Genomic DNA, 20,340 nt, shown 5'->3' on the forward strand with positions numbered 1-20,340 from the left:
ACGGCTCCGCGCCGATGGTAGTGTGGGGTCTCCCCATGTGAGAGTAGGTCATCGTCAGGCACCCCTTCCGAACCCCGGTCCTTAACAGGACCGGGGTTCTTTTATGCGCGCCATCCGGCCGCCACGGACCATGGTGCGGCCCCGCCCGCGGTCACTGACGTGACCGGCGGGCGAGGGCGCCCCGCCTCAGGACGTCTCGTTCATGGCCGCCAGCGCCGCGGTCAGGGCCGTCATCTCTGCCTCGGTACCGATCGAGATGCGCAGCCAGTCCGACAGGCCAGGCATACCGAAGTGGCGCACCAGAATGCCGGCAGCCCGCAGCTGTGCGGCTACATTAGTCGCTTCGTGCCGTGTGGGTCGGACGAACAGGAAGTTGGCCCGAGAGGGCAGTCTTTTATAAGCGGTAACAACAGTATTTCAGCTGGCGCTTATGACTTTCATGCAAAAAATAAATGGCCCTGATAATGCCTTTAATGGCCTTCAGGTTACATCTTGGAGAAGGCATTATTTTATTGAATCGCGAATTAATGCCAATAAAAAAGACATCCCAACGGATGCCTTTTGACGAGTAATTATTACTGCAAATCGTTAGAAAATTACGGCGATATCTGTAACCAGCGAGTTAGCGCTTCACGATCAATGGCGTCACGATCAATTTTTAAATAAGCCACGCTTTCCTCCCTGACCACCAGTGCATCCTCAATACCTGCAATGTTTTTGAGCTCTCTGCTGCACGCGCTACTGTCAGTAATATTCTTTCCTTCCAGAGAAACAACTTCACTTGAAAGGTGCTTGGGAGCGGTCATGTTCAGGATGGTCAAAAACCATAGTGCACCCAACGCCGCGGCAAAAAGAAAAACGGCATCGATACCGAAATGACCGGCCACTGCGCCTCCCAGACCACCGCCCACACTGGCGCCCAGAAACTGACTGGTAGAATACACACCCATGGCCGTGCCCTTGGCACCGGCAGGTGAGAGCTTGCTGATCATGGATGGCAGCATGGCTTCCATCAAATTAAAACCGGTAAAAAATATCAATAACAGCAGAATCAATACCCACTTGGTCTGCGCTGTCTCACCGAGGCCTAAAAGTGCCAGCGTCATGGCTGCGACAGCACCCATGAAAACCATTTTCATGTGGCGATATTTCTCTGCTGCAATGATCAAGGGCACCATGGCAAAAAAGCCAACAGCCATGACGGGAAGGTAAACCCACCCATGGTACTGGGCGTCAATACCAAGGTTTTCAAGCCTGATGGGCAGAGCAATAAAGCAGCCTGTCAAAATGGCATGCAGGGCAAATATCGAAAAATTCAGGCGCAGGAGCTCGCTCTGAAACAACATCTTTCTCACCTGATGAGGGTCTATACCGACATCACGATGCTGTCTGGCCGGCGCTGAGGGTACCAGTTGCCAGAGGATTAAAAGACCCACCAGCGCCAGCAGTGCTGTACTCCAGAATACGCCTGAAAGCCCAAACACTTCTGCCAGAAAAGGTCCTAATGCCATTGCAATGCCAAAGGCAACACCAATGCTCATGCCAATGGCCGCCATGGCAGTGGTCCTCGTTTCCTCTCTGGTCTTGTCTGCCAGCAATGCCATCAGCGCACCGGCAATGGCACCACTACCCTGTAGGCAGCGACCGGTAATAACGCCATAAATGGACGTCGACAAGGCAGCCACAACGCTGCCTGCGAAAAAGAGCAGTAACCCGAGGGCGATGATCTGTTTACGGCCCAGTCGATCAGAGAGCGTGCCAAAGGGAATTTGAAAGATGGCCTGCGCCAGCCCATAACCTCCCAGTGCAATACCAATCAGAAACGGCGTTGAGCCTTCCAGGTCTCTGGCATAAAGGGCAAGTACAGGTAAAACCATAAAAAGCCCCAGCATGCGAAAGGCATACAACATGCCCAGGCCTGCGATTGCACGGTATTCGCCTGCATTGAGTGGAATGTGTTTCATGATTCTCCGAAAACCTTGGGGCAGGTCATCATTTTAACGGTCTGACGGGGCTGCGGGAAATTGATATACGATCCGGGGATGCACGGGTAAGGCATGAGCGCTCTTTAAGGGCATGAAAGGCAGATCCCCTTGTGACGAATGGAATTGGTGAAAGGTTCCATGTATCATGCCGCGGTGTTTTGTCGCATTGGTTTAGTGTTGTTCGCCTGCCATTTTTAGCTGCTACCCCTGTAAAATGCTTTTCGTGCTTGGGCTGATGGCGAAGTATTCACTTACTTTAAGGCCCTCCTGTTGCATGTTTTCTAATGCCAAGGTCTAAATAAGCTTTTGTCACAGCACTTGAAGTCAACAGGCGAAAAACTGAACAATAGCAGTGGTAGCGTATAGCACCATGCAGGGCTGTCATGCCTGCTGCTTTCAGTCAGTCAGATGACTTTCACGTCACCTCCCTGCTGGGAGCCGTCACAGACGGGAAAAATCCGTCCGAGACAGTCACTTCCAACGATAAGACCATCAGACACTCCTGCAATGTCAGGTTGTCTGACGCGGTAGATGCCATCCGTGAACGTTGCTGTCAGACCGTGATCGGAAGCGGGCAGGTACCTGTCACGCATTTCCGGCCTCTCTGGCCGGACAAAAGCGAAGTGTTCAAGCTGGCCGTTCAAGAGAGCGTGAGATGAGAAAATGGAACTATCCAGACATTCTTAAAAGGGTGTCACTGCTTGCTACTGTCGCACTTGTGCTCAGTGGTTGTACGGGATCAAGCATCCTCGATCCCAAGGGGCCGGTCGGCGCTGAACAGAAATACCTGATCATGACATCGTTTTTCCTGATGTTGATCGTGGTAATTCCCGTCATAGTCATGACGATCCTGTTCGCTTGCCGTTACAACTATGTCAAGAATGCGAAGTATTCGCCCAACTGGTCCCACTCCAACAAGATTGAAGTGGTTGTCTGGGCAGTACCGCTGGCCATCATTGTCATTCTCAGTGTTTTGACATGGCGCAGTACGCATGCCCTTGATCCACATCGCGTGCCGGAGTCCGACAGGGACCCCATCGTCATTCAGGTCATGGCACTGGACTGGAAGTGGCTGTTCGTTTATCCGGAGCAGGGTATCGCGTCGGTTAATGAGCTGGCTTTCCCGGTCGACACGCCGGTCGAGTTCCGAGTCAGTTCCAACAGCGTCATGAACTCGTTTTTCATTCCCCAGCTGGGCAGCCAGATTTATGCCATGGCAGGAATGGAAAACACGGTTCACCTGATGGCAACTGAAGAAGGCACTTACCCCGGTATGTCGGCCAACTACAGCGGTCATGGCTTCAGCGGTATGCACTTCAAGGCACTGGCAACATCGGATGAAGGGTTCCAGCAGTGGGTCGACAGCGTTCGACAGTCTTCGGAAACCCTGCAGCAGGATAGTTTCAATGAGCTGGCCAAGCCCAGTCGAGACAACCCGGTCGAGTACTTCTCTACCGTTACTCCTGGCCTGTATACCGATATTGTCAACAGTTACATCACGTCGGGCGATAGCTCGCATCATGGGGCTGAGGAGTAAACATGTTCGGCAAACTTACTATTGAAGCCGTCCCCTACCATGAGCCCATTGTCATGGTGGTTCTGGGTGTGGCGGCTCTGCTGGGTCTGGCAGTAGTTGCGGCCATTACCTATTTCAAGAAGTGGGGATATCTCTGGAGGGAGTGGATCACTTCCGTGGATCACAAGCGTCTGGGCGTGATGTATATCGTCATTGCGATTGTCATGCTGATCCGCGGTTTTTCCGATGCCATCATGATGCGCTCCCAGCAGGCGATTGCCTCGGGCGGTGCAGAAGGCTATCTGCCACCTGAACACTATGACCAGATCTTTACCGCTCACGGCGTTATCATGATTTTCTTCATGGCCATGCCGTTCATGGTGGGTCTGATGAATATTGCCGTGCCGCTTCAGATTGGCGCTCGCGATGTGGCCTTTCCATACCTGAATTCACTGAGCTTCTGGCTTACAACGGCCGGCGTTATTCTGGTCAATGTGTCTCTGGGTGTAGGTGAGTTTGCCGCCACCGGCTGGCTCGCTTATCCGCCACTGTCTGATATTCAGTACAGTCCAGGCGTTGGCGTGGATTACTGGATATGGAGTCTGCAGATATCAGGTATCGGTACCCTGCTGACCGGTGTGAACTTCTTCGTCACCATTTTGAAAATGCGTGCGCCCGGCATGTCGCTGATGAAAATGCCGATGTTCACCTGGACAGCCCTGTGTACCAATGTCCTGATCATTGCGGCATTTCCTATCCTGACAGTGACCATCGCACTGCTGACGCTTGATCGCTACATTGGCACCCATTTCTTTACCAATGACATGGGTGGCAACCAGATGATGTACGTCAACCTCATCTGGGCCTGGGGGCATCCTGAAGTTTATATTCTGGTGCTGCCTGCCTTTGGTATCTTTGCAGAGGTTGTGGCGACCTATTGCAAGAAGCGCCTGTTTGGTTATACCTCCATGGTTTATGCCACGGTCGCCATTACCGTACTGTCCTTTATTGTCTGGCTGCACCACTTCTTCACCATGGGGGCCGGCGCCAATGTGAACGCCTTCTTTGGTATTGCCACGATGATCATTGCGATCCCCACCGGGGTCAAAATCTTCAACTGGCTGTTTACCATGTATGAAGGTCGTGTTCAGTTCACCGTGCCAATGGCGTGGACGCTGGGCTTTCTCATCACCTTTACGATTGGTGGGATGACCGGTGTACTGCTGGCCGTACCAGGCGCTGACTATGTGCTGCACAACAGCCTGTTCCTGATCGCGCACTTCCACAACGTTATCATCGGTGGCGTAGTGTTCGGTTATCTGGCCGGCTTTACCTACTGGTTCCCGAAAGTGTTCGGATTCAAGCTTGATGAAAAGCTTGGCAAGGCATCTGCCTGGTGCTGGATCGTGGGCTTCTTTACGGCCTTCATGCCGCTGTATGCCCTTGGTTTCATGGGCATGACCCGTCGTCTGAACAGCTATGACAATCCGGACTGGCATTTCCCGCTGATCGTTGCTGCCATTGGTGCCGGCATCATTGCATGTGGTATTGCCTGCCAGCTGCTGCAGCTTTTCGTCAGCATCAAGAATCGTCATCAGAACATCGATGAGACAGGCGATCCGTGGGGTGGTCGTACACTGGAATGGTCCATTCCTTCACCGGCTCCTTTCTACAACTTTGCGCATATTCCCGTTGTTGAAGAGCGTGATGCCTTCTGGCACATGAAGGAAAATGGTGTCAGTGAACAAAAGCCTGCCGAATACCAGGATATCCACATGCCGAAAAATACCTCGGCCGGATTCTTCATTGGTATCATTGCTGCCGTTTTTGGATTTGCTTTGATCTGGCATATCTGGTGGCTGGCGATCGTTTCGGCTGTAGGTATCTTCGTCACCATGGTGATGCGTACCTTCAACGACGATATTGACTATTACGTTCCCGCTGCCGAAGTTGAGCGCATCGAAAGTCAGCGTTATCAAAAATTGTCAAATCAGGCGTAATCCATGTCGACTCAATCAATGACCAATCAGGACGCTCATGCCCACGGGCATGAGCACCATGAGCATGAGCATCATGATCCGGTAGCGACCAGAGTATTCGGTTTCTGGATCTACATCATGAGCGACTGCATACTGTTTGCATCGATTTTTGCAACCTTTGCGGTCCTTGGCACGAACTATGCCGGCGGTCCCACGTCGCATGAATTGTTCGAGCTGCCCTTTGTTCTGGTAGAAACCTTTGTACTGCTGGCCAGTAGCTTCATGATCGGGCTGGCATCGCTGGCCATGAACAAGGGGGACAAGCAGCGCACCATGCTCTGGCTGGCGCTGACCCTGATATTGGGCGCGGTGTTTGTCAGTCTTGAAATTTACGAGTTCCATCACTTCATTTCTGAAGGGGCTGGTCCTCAGCGCAGTGCGTTCCTGTCGTCCTTCTTCACGCTGGTGGGTACGCACGGTCTGCACGTCACTTCCGGGTGTATCTGGGCCATCATTTTGCTGATCCAGATTGCCACCAAGGGTCTGACTGACATGAACCGCTCGCGTTTGATGTGTCTGAGCCTGTTCTGGCACTTCCTGCACATCATCTGGATTTGCGTATTCACCATCGTCTATCTGATGGGGGTCATTTAATGTCCAATCAGCATCAATCCCAAGAAAGTCATGATCACGGCAGCGTCAAGTCCTATACCACTGGTTTGATTATATCCATCATCCTGACCGTCATTCCCTTTGGTCTGGTGATGACCGGTGCGCTATCGACCACGGCAACGCTTGCAATCATCCTGATCATGGCAGTAGTGCAGATTGTGGTGCAGGTCGTATATTTCCTTCATCTCAGTGAAGGTTCAGGGCCACGCTGGAACATGATCTCGCTATGGTTCACGATTCTGATCGTGGGCATTGTAGTGGTGGGCTCGGTGTGGATCATGTTCCATCTCAACCATAATCTAATGGTAGGGATGTAAGAAGTCTGACCCGATGCTCAAAAGATATCTCCTGCTAACGAAGCCGGGCATTGTCTTCGGCAATCTGATCTCGGTAACAGGTGGATTCTTTCTGGCCTCAAGAGGAAGCATCGACCTGGTGTTGTTTTTCGCCACCGTTATCGGGGTGTCACTGGTCGTTGCTTCCGGTTGTGTGTTCAACAATGTCATAGATCGTGACATTGACGAGTACATGGCGCGCACGCAAAAGCGTGCGCTTGTCGAAGGCACGATCGATGTTCGCTCTGCGCTGATCATGGCCTGCCTGCTGGGTACAGCAGGCTTTTTACTTTTATTGATAATTGCCAATCCGTTGGCTGCAGGTGTGGCCCTGTTTGGTTTTGCCATTTACGTTGGCGCCTATAGTCTCTGGCTCAAGCGTCACTCGGTCCATGGCACCCTGATTGGCAGTCTGTCCGGTGCGGCACCTCCGGTCATTGGCTATTGCGCAGTAAGCAATGAGTTTGACCTTGGTGCGTTGTTGGTATTGTTGATTTTCAGTCTCTGGCAGATGCCGCACTCCTATGCGATTGCCATCTTCAGGCTGGAAGATTATCGAGCAGCCTCCATCCCCGTGCTCTCTGTTGCAAAAGGGGTGGCATCTGCCAAGCGCCAGACAGTTGCCTATATCGTGGCTTTTGGGGTGGCCGCCACGCTCCTGACATTCACGGGATACACCGGCTACGTCTATCTGGTGGTCATGATTGTCATGACGCTCTACTGGCTTTACATCGCCATTGCCCGTTATGGGCAGGGGGATGATAGCCGCTGGGCCCGTCAGCTTTTCGGGATTTCGATACTGGTCGTCACTGTCCTGAGTGCCGTCATGGCGATCGATTACCAAACGCCTGCTCCACAAGTGACAGCGACGCAACTTGACCTGGCAGCACCTCTGCACGTCTAATCAATTCAATGCTGTATTGACGTTCCGGTCGATCAGCATTGCCTTTCCTGTTTACCCTGATGTGGTTGTCCATGCTTTCTGTCGGTCCGTAGCCGTGCGACATGATGTCCCGAGTCTTTCACTTTTGCGTGGTAATGCTCTAACTTCATAGCTTCCGTGACTGTCCAGAACCCAAAGCAGGAGAGCCAAGCCAATGCTGGGGTTTGAAGCTTTAGACCTGGCGCGCTTCCAGTTCGCCTTTACCGTTTCCTTTCATATTCTTTTTCCCGCCTTTTCGATCGGCCTTGCAAGTTACCTGATGGTACTGGAAGGGCTGTGGCTAAAAACGGGTAACGAGATTTACCATAATCTGTACCGCTTCTGGGTGCGCATCTTTGCCGTGGTCTTCGGTCTGGGGGTTGTCTCCGGTGTGGTGATGGCCTACGAGTTCGGCACCAACTGGAGCGGCTTTGCCGAAAGGGCAGGCGACATTACCGGGGTGCTGTTGACCTATGAGGTGCTGACGGCCTTTTTCATGGAAGCCGGCTTCCTTGGCATCATGCTGTTCGGTGAAGGCAGGGTCAGCAAGCGGCTGCATTTTTCGGCAACCTGCCTTGTAGCCGTTGGTACCCTGATTTCGATGACCTGGATTCTGATGTCCAACAGCTGGATGCAGACGCCTGCCGGCTATGAGGTCATCGATGGACGCTTTGAGCCTGCCAGCTGGCTTGAGATCATGTTCAACCCGTCTTTCCCGTATCGCATTGTCCATATGGGGCTGGCTGCCTTCATCTCGGTTGGATTTGTTGTTGGCGGTGTCGGTGCCTATCACCTGTTGCGCAACCGTCATGACCAGGCCGCGCGCAAGATGTTCTCCATGGCAATGTGGGCCATCCTGGTCGCCCTGCCGGTGCAGATCATTGCAGGCGACATGCATGGCCTGAATACGCTGGAGCATCAGCCGGCCAAGGTGGCAGCGATGGAAGGCCACTGGGAGAACGAGCCTGACCAGAAGGGTATGCCGCTGGTGCTGTTTGCTCTGCCCAGCATGGATGACGCTGCCAATCACTTTGAGCTGAAGGTCCCCTATGCCAGCAGCCTGATTCTGACCCACACGCTGGAGGGCAAGATTCAGGGGCTCAAGGACTGGCCTCGTGACGAATGGCCTGATGTTCCACTGGTATTCTGGAGTTTCAGAGTTATGGTGGGGCTGGGCATGCTGATGCTGGGCATGGGCGTTGTGGGGCTGTTTCTGCGCTGGAGAGGACGGCTTTATGAAGCGCGCTGGTTCCAGCGGATTGCCCTGTTCACGACTCCGGTGGGCTTTATCGCCCTGCTGGCTGGCTGGATCACGACAGAAGCCGGTCGCCAGCCCTGGGTGGTCTACGGCATGCTTCGAACCGAAGACGCTGTCTCAACGCACAGTGTGGCCAGCATGCTGACAACGCTGATCGGCTTTATGGTCGTGTATGCCATCATCTTTGGCATCGGGATCTACTACATGCTGAGACTGATCAGGTCCGAGCCGATGAATATGGTGCCTTCTGGAGGCCCGGGTCATGAGCGTCAGCCCAAGCGACCCATGTCGGCGGCCGACGGCAGTTTCGAAGATCAAAATTGATTGGGAGCCCTAAGCATGACAATTGATCTGCCAGTCATCTGGTATCTGCTGATCGGTTTTGCTGTCGCCATGTACGTCATGATGGACGGCTTTAGCCTAGGCGTCGGGATCCTTTTTCCCTTTATCAGGGGAGACGAGAATCGCGATGTCATGATGAATACCGTGGCACCGGTATGGGATGGCAACCAGACGTGGATGATACTGGGAGGTGCCGGTCTTTATGGCGCCTTCCCATTGGCGTATTCGGTCATTCTGCCCGCCATGTATCTTCCATTGATCCTGATGCTGCTGGCATTGATCTTTCGGGGAATTGCCTTTGAGTTTCGCTTTAAATCGAACCGGTCACGCAAATGGTTTGATCTGGCATTCAGCGGCGGCGCCATGGTGGCGACCTTTAGCCAGGGCGTCGTACTGGGGGGCATCATCAATGGCCTGTCCGTGTCGGAGCGTGCTTATCAGGGCGGCACCTTTGACTGGTTTTCCCCCTTTGCCCTGTTCACCGGGGTGGCGCTCATGGCAGGTTATGCTCTGCTGGGCGCCGGCTGGCTGATCATGAAAACCGAAGGCGACCTGCAAAACCGGTTTTATCAGCTGGCTCGGCCTCTGACACTGTTGCTGGTGGCATCCATGATCGTCATTAGTGTGTGGACACCGCTTTCCAATGGTCGTATTGCCGAGCGCTGGTTTACGTTCCCCAATATTGCCTGGTTTGCGCCGGTGCCGATTCTGGTCGCGCTGCTTTCCTGGAGTATCTGGAACGGTGTCACGCACTCTCATGAGCGGCGGCTCTTCTTCAAGGTGCTGGGCCTGTTTTTCCTCGGCCTCTCGGGGCTGGTCATTAGCTTTTTCCCCTTGATCATCCCGCCGGACATTACGCTCTGGGATGCAGCTTCGGCTCGGGCCAGCCAGTCATTTCTGATCGTTGGCTATGTCATTCTGGTGCCCATTGTGCTCATTTACACGGCCTACAGTTATTATGTCTTTCGAGGCAAGGTGCGTGCGGGTGAGGGCTATCACTAGGACCAGATCCTGCGTTCAGAGATTACAAAGGGTACCCAAAGGGGTACCCTTTTTGTTTTTCGTGCATTGCACTGGTTTCTAAAGAACAATGTCCGCCGCAACGCAGGCGGATAAAAGGATTTCAGGATATGAACGCAACGCCATGAGTGTCAGTGACCTGATCAGATTGATGAGCGATGGTGCCTTTCATTCAGGTGAGGCACTGGGCCGAGAGGTTGGCGTATCGCGAACAGCGATATGGAAACAGTTGCGCAAGCTTGAAGGACTGGGGCTTTCGGTCGAGACGGCAAGAGGGTGTGGATATCGCTTGCTCAATCCGCCAGAACCGCTCCGGGGTGCTGATATCGTGGCCAATCTGTCACGACCGGCACGCCAGTGCCTCAAACATCTCTTTGTGGAAGATTCGACTGGTTCTACAAACACCTTTGTGTTGGAGCGCTTTGCTCAGGGCGCCGGGCACGGCGAAGTCTGTCTCGCCGAATGGCAGAGTGCCGGGAGAGGGCGACGTGGTCGGTCGTTCTACAGTGAATGGGGCGGCAATATTCACTTCTCCATTGGCTGGCAGTTTGAAAGCGGGGTGGGGGCGCTGGAAGGTCTGAGCCTGGCGGTGGGTGTCATCATGGCCGATCTTCTGTCAGAGCGAGGGATAGATATTCAGCTGAAATGGCCCAACGACCTGCTGGTATCAACGGCCTCGGGAATGTCCAAGCTCGGCGGCATTCTGGTCGAAGTTCGGGGCGATACCTCAGGGCCCTGTCAGGTGGTGATTGGAATAGGGGTCAATGTTCGCCTCTCTGAAAAGGGGAGGGCGGGTATTGAACAGTCGGTGACGACCCTGTCTGATCTGGCGCCCGATATATCGCGTAATGCACTTGTCAGCGCCATGATCGAGGCGCACATGCAGATGCTGGGGCGCTTTGAGGAGACAGGGTTCACCGCCTGGCATGATCGCTGGAACGATTATCATGTTTACCGGAACAGACCGGTTCAGATCTATCAGGGCAGTACTGTCAGCGAGGGCATGGCAAAAGGAGTCGATGACACGGGCAATCTGATTGTCAGTATCGATGGTGAGGACAAGCGCTTTGCCGGCGGCGAAGTCAGTTTGCGTGGTCGCTCATGATTCTGGATCTGGATATTGGCAACACGTTGTCGAAATGGCGTCTCAAGGATCGGAAAAGCAGCGAAATTCGGGCTCGGGGGGCCATGTGGACACGTGACGAATGGCGCTCGGGCGCCGATATTCCTGATCTGGACATCGTCGATGTTATTCGCATCTCGAATGTGGCGCGCCAGGATGTGCTTGAAGATACGGTCAGGCTTTTAAAGCGCCGCGTCGATGATATACACATTGCGCATTCTTCTTCCGAAGCCCTGGGGATCCGTAATGGATATGACATGCCCGAGCGGTTGGGGGTGGATCGCTGGCTTGGCGTCCTTTCCGGGTATCAGCTGACAGGGGGGTGCTGCACCGTGGACTGTGGCAGTGCCATTACCATGGATACAGTGTTACCCGGTGGGCAGCACATCGGAGGCTATATCATTCCAGGGCTTCGGCTCATGAAAGAGAGTCTCAAGCTTGGAACCCGCAAGGTAGTGATTGATCCCGAGCAGGACGCGCTTCATGCACTCTCTCCCGGCACCAACACCGTGGATGCCGTCAATCACGGCGTTTTCATGGCTGCCATCAGCGCGATTAACCGTCTTTATATGGAAGTCTGCGACAGTCAGGGCATGGCGCTGCCTCTACTGATCACCGGGGGCGATGCAGCAATCGTGTCGCGTGGGCTACGTCTGCCGCATGCCCATTGGCCGGACATGGTGTATGCAGGCCTTGAGGCTCTTTTTCCAATAACGTCTGCCGAAGGGCAGGGGGTACTGGCCGGTATGCCCGAAGTGGTCAAGCCGGCGAATTTAACGGAAATGCGCAAGGCGCTTGCGTTTACGCGAATGCTCTGACAGAATGCGCCGCGTTCCAGAAAGCAGGATGTATCGTTAAACAGCACGATATGAATGCAGAAAAGAACAAGGGCTTGACAGGCCTTCTTGGATCGGTATAATTTGCCGCCAAGTTGGAGGGATTCCCGAGTGGCCAAAGGGAGCAGACTGTAAATCTGCCGCGCGAGCTTCGGAGGTTCGAATCCTCCTCCCTCCACCAAGATTTTTTTCGGTTGCGCAGTAATCGAAAGATTGGGTAAGCGGGCATAGTTTAATGGTAGAACCTCAGCCTTCCAAGCTGATGATGCGGGTTCGATTCCCGCTGCCCGCTCCAGTTGTAAAGGGTTATGCTCATGTAGCTCAGGGGTAGAGCACACCCTTGGTAAGGGTGAGGTCGACGGTTCAATTCCGTCCATGAGCTCCATTCAGGGCGAGCCGTAAGGGTCGCCCTTTTTAGTCCAGTGTGCAGGTTGTCGTGCCTTGGGCTTTTTGGTATCGTGCTCACCGCTCGCAAAGGTGATTACGACGACGATGTTACAGGCCAGTGGCTCAATTGGCAGAGCAGCGGTCTCCAAAACCGCAGGTTGGGGGTTCGAGTCCCTCCTGGCCTGCCAGTCTTCCTCAGATTGGCAGCTTTTGTGTGTAAATCGATTGCCGCACTCCTGAGGAGTTTTCTTCCCCATGAAACAGACCGCCGAAGTGCAGGATACCCGTTTTGATGCGCTCAAGTGGGCTGCTGCTGTGGTGCTTGTCGCTGTTGCGGTAGCGGGTAATGTCTATTTTGCCGATCAGCCGATGATTTATCGTGTGGTCGGCGTTGTCGTGCTGGTTGTGGCCGCTCTGGGTATTGCGCTGACGACCGGTCGGGGACGTGAACTGACCTCGCTTGCCAAAAACGCGAAGAAGGAAATTCAGCGTGTTGTCTGGCCTACCCGTCAGGAAACCTTTCAAACGACCGCTATCGTGCTGGGTGCAGTTGTCATCGTGGGCCTGTTGCTCTGGCTGATTGATATGTTCTTCGGTTGGCTGGTGTCGACTCTCATTGGTTAGGAGCTTGCATGACTAAGCGCTGGTACGTTGTCCACGCCTACTCTGGTTTTGAAAAGCAGGTCATGCGCTCATTGATCGAGCGCGTGAAGCTTTACGAAATGGAAGACCATTTCGGCGAAATACTGGTGCCTACGGAAGAAGTCGTTGAAATGCGCGATGGGAAGCGTCGCAAAAGCGAGCGCAAGTTTTATCCCGGTTACGTGCTGGTTGAAATGGCGATGGATGACCGCAGTTGGCACCTCGTTAATGAAACGCCCAGGGTGATGGGGTTTATCGGCGGAACGCCCGAGAAGCCCGCGCCCATTACGCCCAATGAGGCGGAAGCCATTCTTCGTCGTGTTCAGGATGGTACTGAAAAGCCACGGCCCAAGACCATGTTTGATGCAGGCGAGACCGTCCGGGTTGCCGATGGTCCCTTTGCAGATTTCAATGGCGTAGTTGAAGAAGTCAATTATGAAAAGAGTCGTCTGCAGGTCAGTGTACTGATCTTTGGGCGCTCTACGCCCGTTGAGCTTGAGTTCTCGCAGGTCGAGAAAATTTAGGCTTGAAGGGTGCTGGTGATGCAGCAACGCTGCATCGATAGTCCGGGGAGCCGCAAGGCGCTATTACCCAATCGGAGTTCATCATGGCCAAGAAAGTTCAGGCTTATATCAAGCTGCAGGTTGCAGCGGGTAAAGCCAATCCCAGTCCGCCGGTAGGTCCGGCACTCGGTCAGCACGGCGTTAATATCATGGAATTCTGCAAGGCGTTCAACGCAGAAACCCAGGATATGGAAGCCGGTCTGCCGACGCCTGTCGTCATCACGGTCTATTCCGACCGTAGCTTTACGTTCATCACCAAGACGCCCCCGGCGCCGGTGCTGCTCAAAAAGGCTGCAGGCATCAAGTCCGGCTCTGGTGAGCCGAACAAGAAGAAGGTCGGTACAGTCACGCGTGAGCAGATTGAAGAAATCGCTCGCACGAAAGAGCCTGACCTGACGGCTGCCGATCTTGAAGCTGCATTGCGTACCATTGCTGGTACTGCTCGCAGCATGGGCCTGAACGTGGAGGGTCTCTGATCATGGCCAAGCTTTCCAAGCGTATGAAGCTGATTCGCGATCGTGTTGATGCTTCGCGTGTCTACAGTGTTGATGAAGCGACTGCACTGCTGTCCGAGATTTCCTCCGTGAAATTCAAGGAAAGTGTAGAAATCGCCGTCAATCTGGGTGTTGATCCGCGTAAATCGGATCAGGTTGTACGTGGTGCTACCGTGCTGCCCAACGGCACTGGGCGTGACGTTCGCGTTGCGGTCTTTGCTCAGGGTGCAGCAGCGGATGCTGCGCGTGAAGCCGGTGCCGAAATTGTTGGCATGGACGATCTGGCCGCTGAAGTCAAAAAGGGCAACCTTGATTTTGACGTCGTCATTGCGGCGCCCGATGCCATGCGTGTTGTCGGTCAGTTGGGTCAGATTCTGGGGCCGCGTGGCCTGATGCCCAACCCCAAGGTCGGTACCGTCACGCCTGATGTTGCGACTGCTGTCAAGAATGCCAAGGCGGGTCAGGTACGTTTCCGTACCGACAAGAACGGCATCATTCATGCGGGTATCGGCAAGGTCGATTTCACGCCTGAAGCCCTGCGTGGCAATCTGGAAGCACTGGTCAGTGATCTGAAAAAGCTCAAGCCCAGCACTTCCAAAGGGGTTTATCTCAAGAAGATTTCCCTGTCCACGACCATGGGTCCTGGCGTTACCGTCGATCATTCCTACCTGAACTGATCGATATTTACCGATTGCTTTGCGGTCCCCGTGCCCGTGGTGGAACGGGGCGCCGTCAAAGACCGCAGGTGTCGTCCCAAGGGGCGGCTTAATCATTTGCCCTGAGCAGGTGGCCTGCGCAGATGGCGCCTGTTGCCAGCCGGCAACACGCCATCATCCACTCTGTTGTATGTCCTCAGCAGATGGTAACCACGATGGCCATCCTTCCGGGTGGCCGGCACGAGGAGTGAAGATATGCCCCTGGGTCTTGAAGACAAGAAGGCAATTGTCGCTGAGGTCAGCGAAACTGCCGGACAGGCGCTCTCCGTTGTCGTAGCCAATTCTCGCGGTGTCGACGTGAGCGCCATGACGGCGCTGCGTAAAAAGGCCCGCGATAACGGCGTCCAGCTGCGCGTTGTGCGTAACACGCTGGCACGCCGCGCCCTGCAGGGCACTTCATGGGAGTGCCTGAACGAGACTTTTGTTGGTCCGTCTCTGCTGGCGTTTTCTCTTGAGCATCCGGGCGCCGGCGCGCGTCTGCTCAGGGATTTCGCTCGCGAACAGCCCAAGTTTGAAGTCAAGGCGCTGGCCTACGAAGGCGAGCTGATCGATGCGCAGGATATCGATCGTCTGGCAAGCCTGCCGACCTACGACGAAGCTATCGCCAAGCTGATGTCCGTCATGAAGGAAGCTTCTGCCGGCAAACTGGTACGCACGCTTGCAGCGCTGCGCGACCAGAAGCAGGAAGAAGAAGCGGCCTGATCGACGTATCATCCAGGCAAATTTCATCGGGCAGTCATTTGCCCCGCAAAGTACAGGAATGCAATCATGGCACTGAGCAAAGAAGACATCATCAACGCTGTTGCTGAAATGTCCGTCATGGAAGTCGTCGACCTGATCGAGTCGATGGAAGAGAAGTTTGGCGTCAGCGCAGCAGCAGCTGTTGTTGCAGGCCCCGGCGGCGGCGAAGCCGAAGCCGTTGAAGAACAGACTGAATTTGATCTGATCCTGACAGCTGCCGGTGACAAGAAAGTTAACGTCATCAAGGTTGTTCGTGAGATCACCGGTCTGGGCCTGAAGGAAGCCAAGGGCGCTGTTGACGGTGCTCCGGCAACCATCAAGGAAGGCATGTCCAAGGACGATGCTGAAGCGGCCAAGAAGAAGCTGGAAGAAGCTGGCGCGTCTGTGGAACTCAAGTAATCAGTGTTCTGCTTGAAAGCGTTATAGCATGACGGCTGGTGGCGGTCAGATGAGCTGACCGCCGCCGGCCTTTTTCTGTTGCCGGATGGGCTTAGCGTGCTTATTACACACCGCGAGTACGCTAAGGCGATCCGGAAAACTTCAAGCGGCGAGCTTTCTTCCAGGGAAGCTTGCCGTTGGCGCCTGATGGAGCCAATCCGCTGGTGTACCGATCACGCCAGTCACTCATGGTGAACAAGCTGGGGACTACAGATGGCTTACTCATACACTGAGAAAAAACGCATCCGCAAGGATTTCAGCAAACTGCCCCAAGTAATGGATGTGCCTTATCTACTGGCCATCCAGCTTGATTCCTATTATGACTTCCTGCAACAGGATCGTGCCCCTGAAGGTCGCCATGATATTGGTTTGCATGCCGCCTTCAAGTCCGTGTTTCCGATTGAAAGCTTTTCGGGCAACGCGGCACTCGAATATGTCAGCTATCGCTTCGGCAATCCTGCCTTTGATGTCAAGGAATGCCAACTGCGAGGCGTGACCTATTCTGCACCCCTGCGTGTCAAGGTACGTCTGATCATCTACGATCGCGAGTCTTCGAACAAGGCGATCAAGGATATCAAGGAGCAGGAAGTCTACATGGGGGAAATCCCCCTGATGACCGAGAACGGTACCTTTGTGGTCAACGGTACCGAACGCGTTATTGTTTCTCAGCTCCACCGCAGCCCGGGCGTGTTCTTTGATCACGACAAGGGCAAGAGTCACTCGTCGGGCAAGCTGCTGTACTCGGCCCGTGTGATTCCTTATCGCGGCTCCTGGCTAGACTTCGAGTTTGATCCGCGTGACAACGTGTTTGTCCGCATCGACCGTCGTCGCAAGCTGCCGGCAACCGTGCTGATGCGCGCGCTGGGGTATAATGCCGAGGATATTCTCGGTTACTTCTTCGACACTGATGTTTATCACGTCGAAAGAAACGGCTTCTCTGTTCAGCTGGTGCCTTCACGTCTGCGCGGCGAGACGGCCAGCTTTGATATGACCGACAATGATGGCAATGTCATCGTTGAAGAAGGTCGTCGTATTACCCAGAAGCATATCCGTCAGCTGGAAAAGGCGGGCATCGAACGTCTTGACGTACCGATGGAATATCTCTTGGGCAAGACGCTGGCCAAGGATCAGGTCGATCCGAATACCGGTGAGCTGCTGGTGGCCTGTAATACTGAACTGACCCTTGAGATGCTTGAAAAGCTCGGTCAGGCCGGCATTACCACCATTGAGACGCTTTACACCAACGATCTGGATACCGGGTCGTTCATCTCTGACACCCTGCGTGTTGATTCCACCGGTTCGCAGCTTGAAGCGCTGGTTGAAATCTATCGCATGATGCGTCCGGGTGAGCCGCCGACCAAGGAAGCGGCTGAATCGCTGTTCAACAATCTGTTCTTCAGCGAAGACCGCTATGACCTTTCCGGCGTTGGTCGCATGAAGTTCAACCGTCGCCTGCGCCGGGATACCGACGAAGGCCCGGGTGTCCTGACCCACAGCGATATCATTGATGTGCTCCGAGAGCTCATCAATATTCGTAACGGCTTTGGCGATGTCGATGACATTGACCACCTGGGTAACCGCCGTATTCGTAGTGTTGGCGAAATGGCCGAAAACCAGTTCCGTGTGGGCCTGGTGCGCGTTGAGCGTGCGGTCAAGGAACGCCTGTCCATGGCTGAAAGCGAAGGCCTGATGCCACAGGATCTGATCAATGCCAAGCCTGTCGCGGCAGCGGTCAAGGAGTTCTTCGGATCTTCACAGCTTTCCCAGTTCATGGACCAGAACAATCCGCTGTCCGAGGTCACGCACAAGCGTCGTGTGTCTGCACTCGGGCCGGGTGGTCTGACCCGCGAACGTGCCGGCTTTGAAGTACGTGACGTACACGCCACGCACTATGGTCGTCTGTGCCCGATCGAGACCCCTGAAGGCCCGAACATCGGTCTGATCAACTCGCTGGCCACCTACAGCCATACCAACCACTATGGTTTCCTCGAGACGCCCTACCGCAAGGTAGAAAATCGTCAGGTGACCGACGAGGTCGTGCACCTCTCGGCGATCGAGGAAGGCGACTTCATCATCGCTCAGGCCTCGGCCACGGTCGATGAGAATGGTCAGCTGATCGACGACCTGGTTCAGGTGCGTCACAGGGGTGAGACAACCTTCATGGCGCCTGACAAGGTGACCCTGATGGATGTGTCGCCGCGCCAGGTCGTGTCGGTGGCTGCTGCCCTGATTCCGTTCCTCGAGCACGATGACGCCAACCGCGCCCTGATGGGTTCGAACATGCAGCGTCAGGCGGTGCCGACTCTGAAGGCCGACAAGCCTCTGGTCGGAACCGGTATGGAACGTTTCGTGGCACGCGATTCCGGCGTCTGCGCCGTCGCTCGACGCGGCGGTCTGGTGGACTCCGTGGACGCCAAGCGTATCGTTATCCGGGTCAATGAAGATGAAATCATCGGCGGTGAAGCCGGTGTTGATATCTACAACCTGACGAAGTACGTGCGTTCCAACCAGAACACCTGTCAGAACCAGCGCCCGATAGTGCGCCAGGGAGACCATATTGCCATTGGCGATATTCTGGCAGACGGCCCGTCGGTAGATACCGGAGATCTGGCCCTAGGTCAGAATATCCGTATCGCCTTCATGCCCTGGAATGGCTACAACTTCGAAGACTCCATGCTGATCTCGGAGCGCGTGGTTGAAGAAGATCGCTTTACCACGATCCATATTCAGGAACTGACCTGCGTATCGCGTGATACCAAGCTGGGCGCCGAGGAAATTACCTCGGATATTCCCAACGTGGGCGAAGCGGCACTGGGCAAGCTTGATGAATCCGGCGTGGTCTATATTGGCGCCGAGATCAATCCGGGCGACATTCTGGTCGGCAAGGTGACGCCCAAGGGCGAAACCCAGCTGACACCGGAAGAGAAGCTGCTGCGAGCCATCTTTGGTGAGAAGGCCAGCGATGTGAAGGATACGTCGCTGCGCGCTTCCACCGGGATGCGCGGTACGGTCATCGACGTTCAGGTCTTTACCCGTGACGGCGTTGACAAGGATGCGCGTGCGCTTTCCATCGAGCAGCAGCAGCTTGACGAAGTGCGCAAGGATCTGCAGGAAACCTATCGCATCGCCGAGAATGCGACCTTTGAACGTCTGCAGCGCACGCTGTCCGGTCAGCCGGTCAACGGTGGGCCGAGGCTTTCCAAGGGCGATTTGGTCACCGACGAGTATCTCGAAGAGCTGCCGCGCTCGCAGTGGTCGAAGATCCGCATGCAGGATGAGGCGCTCAATGAGCTGCTGCATCAGGCCGACGAACAGCTGGAAATTCGTCGCAAGGAGATGGAGGAGCGTTTCGAGGACAAGAAGCGCAAGCTCACTCAGGGCGATGATCTGGCGCCGGGCGTTCTGAAGATCGTCAAGGTGTATCTGGCCGTCAGGCGTCGTATCCAGCCTGGTGACAAGATGGCCGGTCGTCACGGTAACAAGGGTGTTATCTCGGCCATCATGCCGGTCGAAGACATGCCGTTTGATGACGAGGGCACACCGGTCGACATCGTGCTCAACCCGCTGGGTGTTCCATCGCGCATGAACGTTGGTCAGATTCTTGAAACGCACCTGGGCATGGCGGCTCATGGCTTGGGCGTCAAGATCGAGCGCATGATGCGAAATGCACGTGAGCAGCAGCTCACCGAGATTCGCGCGTTCCTGCATCAGGTGTACAACACCAGTGGCGGGCGCCAGGAAAACATTGATGAGCTGACCGACGATGAAGTTCTGGCCCTGGCCAAGAACCTCTCGGGCGGCGTGCCCATTGCTTCTCCGGTGTTCGATGGTGCCCATGAGCAGGAAATCAAGGGCCTGCTCCGTCTGGCCGATCTGCCGGACTCCGGTCAGATGGCACTGTACGACGGTCGTACCGGCGAGAAATTTGATCGCCCGGTGACGGTGGGTTACATGTACATGCTCAAGCTCAACCACCTTGTGGATGACAAGATGCATGCGCGTTCCACCGGCTCGTACTCGCTGGTTACTCAGCAGCCACTTGGCGGCAAGGCGCAGTTCGGCGGCCAGCGCTTCGGTGAGATGGAAGTCTGGGCACTTGAAGCTTATGGCGCCGCCTATACGCTGCAGGAAATGCTGACGGTCAAGTCCGACGATGTCGAAGGTCGTACCAAGATGTACAAGAGCATCGTCGACGGTGATCACAGCATGCAGGCGGGTATGCCTGAATCCTTCAACGTACTGGTCAAGGAAATCCGCTCGCTGGGTATCGACATCGAGCTGGAAGGCTAAACGCCGCCTTTACCCTATGAAGGTCCGCGGGGCCCCGATTAATCGGGCCCCGCTCATGACAACTCCGCAACGGAGCCGACC

Annotated in this window: 18 protein-coding genes and 4 tRNA genes; 20 read left to right on the top strand and 2 right to left on the bottom strand. The window is 54.8% G+C overall.

Annotated features, from left to right (window positions below; genetic code table 11):
• Window positions 1-186 precede the first annotated feature (186 nt).
• Window positions 187-390, bottom strand: a complete 204-nt coding sequence (locus tag KSP9073_RS09865) for an aminotransferase class I/II-fold pyridoxal phosphate-dependent enzyme (protein ID WP_108842832.1) — start codon at window positions 388-390, stop codon at window positions 187-189.
• Between the two features lie 206 nt (window positions 391-596).
• A complete protein-coding gene (locus tag KSP9073_RS09870) occupies window positions 597-1,964 on the bottom strand; it encodes an MFS transporter (RefSeq protein ID WP_108842833.1) in 1,368 nt (455 codons plus the stop codon).
• Window positions 1,965-2,640: 676 nt separating this feature from the next.
• Here KSP9073_RS09870 and cyoA point away from each other — a divergent pair.
• The 20 genes from cyoA (at window position 2,641) to rpoB (ending at window position 20,259) form a co-directional block, all read left to right on the top strand.
• Window positions 2,641-3,522 (top strand): ubiquinol oxidase subunit II, encoded by an 882-nt coding sequence (gene cyoA / locus KSP9073_RS09880; protein ID WP_108842835.1) that lies wholly within the window; start codon window positions 2,641-2,643, stop codon window positions 3,520-3,522.
• 2 nt (window positions 3,523-3,524) lie between these two features.
• Entirely contained in the window at window positions 3,525-5,501 is a 1,977-nt protein-coding gene (gene cyoB, locus KSP9073_RS09885; protein ID WP_108842836.1) for a cytochrome o ubiquinol oxidase subunit I, read from the top strand.
• Between the two features lie 3 nt (window positions 5,502-5,504).
• The gene (gene cyoC / locus KSP9073_RS09890; RefSeq protein ID WP_108842837.1) at window positions 5,505-6,134 is read left to right on the top strand and encodes a cytochrome o ubiquinol oxidase subunit III; all 630 of its coding nucleotides are present in this window, start codon (window positions 5,505-5,507) and stop codon (window positions 6,132-6,134) included.
• Window positions 6,134-6,469, top strand: a complete 336-nt coding sequence (gene cyoD / locus KSP9073_RS09895) for a cytochrome o ubiquinol oxidase subunit IV (RefSeq protein WP_108842838.1) — start codon at window positions 6,134-6,136, stop codon at window positions 6,467-6,469. Before cyoC ends, cyoD begins: the two co-directional genes overlap by 1 nt.
• Before the next feature lie 13 nt (window positions 6,470-6,482).
• On the top strand, window positions 6,483-7,391 hold the full coding sequence (cyoE, locus tag KSP9073_RS09900) for a heme o synthase (RefSeq protein WP_108842839.1): 909 nt from the start codon (window positions 6,483-6,485) through the stop codon (window positions 7,389-7,391).
• Window positions 7,392-7,584: 193 nt separating this feature from the next.
• Entirely contained in the window at window positions 7,585-8,991 is a 1,407-nt protein-coding gene (locus KSP9073_RS09905; protein ID WP_108842840.1) for a cytochrome ubiquinol oxidase subunit I, read from the top strand.
• A 15-nt stretch (window positions 8,992-9,006) separates the two neighbouring features.
• A complete protein-coding gene (gene cydB / locus KSP9073_RS09910) occupies window positions 9,007-10,011 on the top strand; it encodes a cytochrome d ubiquinol oxidase subunit II (protein ID WP_108842841.1) in 1,005 nt (334 codons plus the stop codon).
• A gap of 142 nt (window positions 10,012-10,153) precedes the next feature.
• A complete protein-coding gene (locus KSP9073_RS09915; RefSeq protein WP_108842842.1) occupies window positions 10,154-11,134 on the top strand; it encodes a biotin--[acetyl-CoA-carboxylase] ligase in 981 nt (326 codons plus the stop codon).
• Window positions 11,131-11,970: a type III pantothenate kinase gene (locus KSP9073_RS09920; protein ID WP_108842843.1), complete on the top strand. Its 840-nt coding sequence runs from the start codon at window positions 11,131-11,133 to the stop codon at window positions 11,968-11,970. The genes KSP9073_RS09915 and KSP9073_RS09920 overlap by 4 nt, the downstream gene beginning before the upstream one ends.
• A 115-nt stretch (window positions 11,971-12,085) precedes the next feature.
• A tRNA-Tyr gene (locus KSP9073_RS09925) sits at window positions 12,086-12,169 on the top strand.
• 40 nt (window positions 12,170-12,209) lie between these two features.
• Window positions 12,210-12,283: transfer RNA gene (locus tag KSP9073_RS09930), tRNA-Gly, on the top strand.
• 15 nt (window positions 12,284-12,298) lie between these two features.
• Window positions 12,299-12,373, top strand: a tRNA-Thr gene (locus tag KSP9073_RS09935).
• Between the two features lie 114 nt (window positions 12,374-12,487).
• A tRNA-Trp gene (locus KSP9073_RS09940) sits at window positions 12,488-12,563 on the top strand.
• Window positions 12,564-12,630: 67 nt separating this feature from the next.
• Window positions 12,631-12,999, top strand: coding sequence for a preprotein translocase subunit SecE (secE, locus tag KSP9073_RS09945; protein ID WP_108842844.1), 369 nt, complete (start codon window positions 12,631-12,633; stop codon window positions 12,997-12,999).
• Between the two features lie 8 nt (window positions 13,000-13,007).
• Entirely contained in the window at window positions 13,008-13,541 is a 534-nt protein-coding gene (gene nusG / locus KSP9073_RS09950) for a transcription termination/antitermination protein NusG (RefSeq protein WP_108842845.1), read from the top strand.
• Window positions 13,542-13,624: 83 nt separating this feature from the next.
• A complete protein-coding gene (gene rplK, locus KSP9073_RS09955) occupies window positions 13,625-14,056 on the top strand; it encodes a 50S ribosomal protein L11 (protein ID WP_086620803.1) in 432 nt (143 codons plus the stop codon).
• A 2-nt stretch (window positions 14,057-14,058) separates the two neighbouring features.
• Window positions 14,059-14,751, top strand: a complete 693-nt coding sequence (rplA, locus tag KSP9073_RS09960; RefSeq protein ID WP_108842846.1) for a 50S ribosomal protein L1 — start codon at window positions 14,059-14,061, stop codon at window positions 14,749-14,751.
• Window positions 14,752-14,985: 234 nt separating this feature from the next.
• Complete coding sequence (gene rplJ, locus KSP9073_RS09965; protein WP_108842847.1) at window positions 14,986-15,492, top strand: 50S ribosomal protein L10; 507 nt, start codon at window positions 14,986-14,988, stop codon at window positions 15,490-15,492.
• A gap of 66 nt (window positions 15,493-15,558) precedes the next feature.
• The gene (gene rplL / locus KSP9073_RS09970) at window positions 15,559-15,930 is read left to right on the top strand and encodes a 50S ribosomal protein L7/L12 (protein WP_108842848.1); all 372 of its coding nucleotides are present in this window, start codon (window positions 15,559-15,561) and stop codon (window positions 15,928-15,930) included.
• Between the two features lie 252 nt (window positions 15,931-16,182).
• Window positions 16,183-20,259, top strand: a complete 4,077-nt coding sequence (gene rpoB / locus KSP9073_RS09975) for a DNA-directed RNA polymerase subunit beta (protein ID WP_108842849.1) — start codon at window positions 16,183-16,185, stop codon at window positions 20,257-20,259.
• The last annotated feature ends 81 nt before the right edge of the window (window positions 20,260-20,340 follow it).

Origin of the sequence: Kushneria phyllosphaerae, assembly GCF_900312995.1 — a bacterium.
Lineage (GTDB): Bacteria > Pseudomonadota > Gammaproteobacteria > Pseudomonadales > Halomonadaceae > Kushneria > Kushneria phyllosphaerae.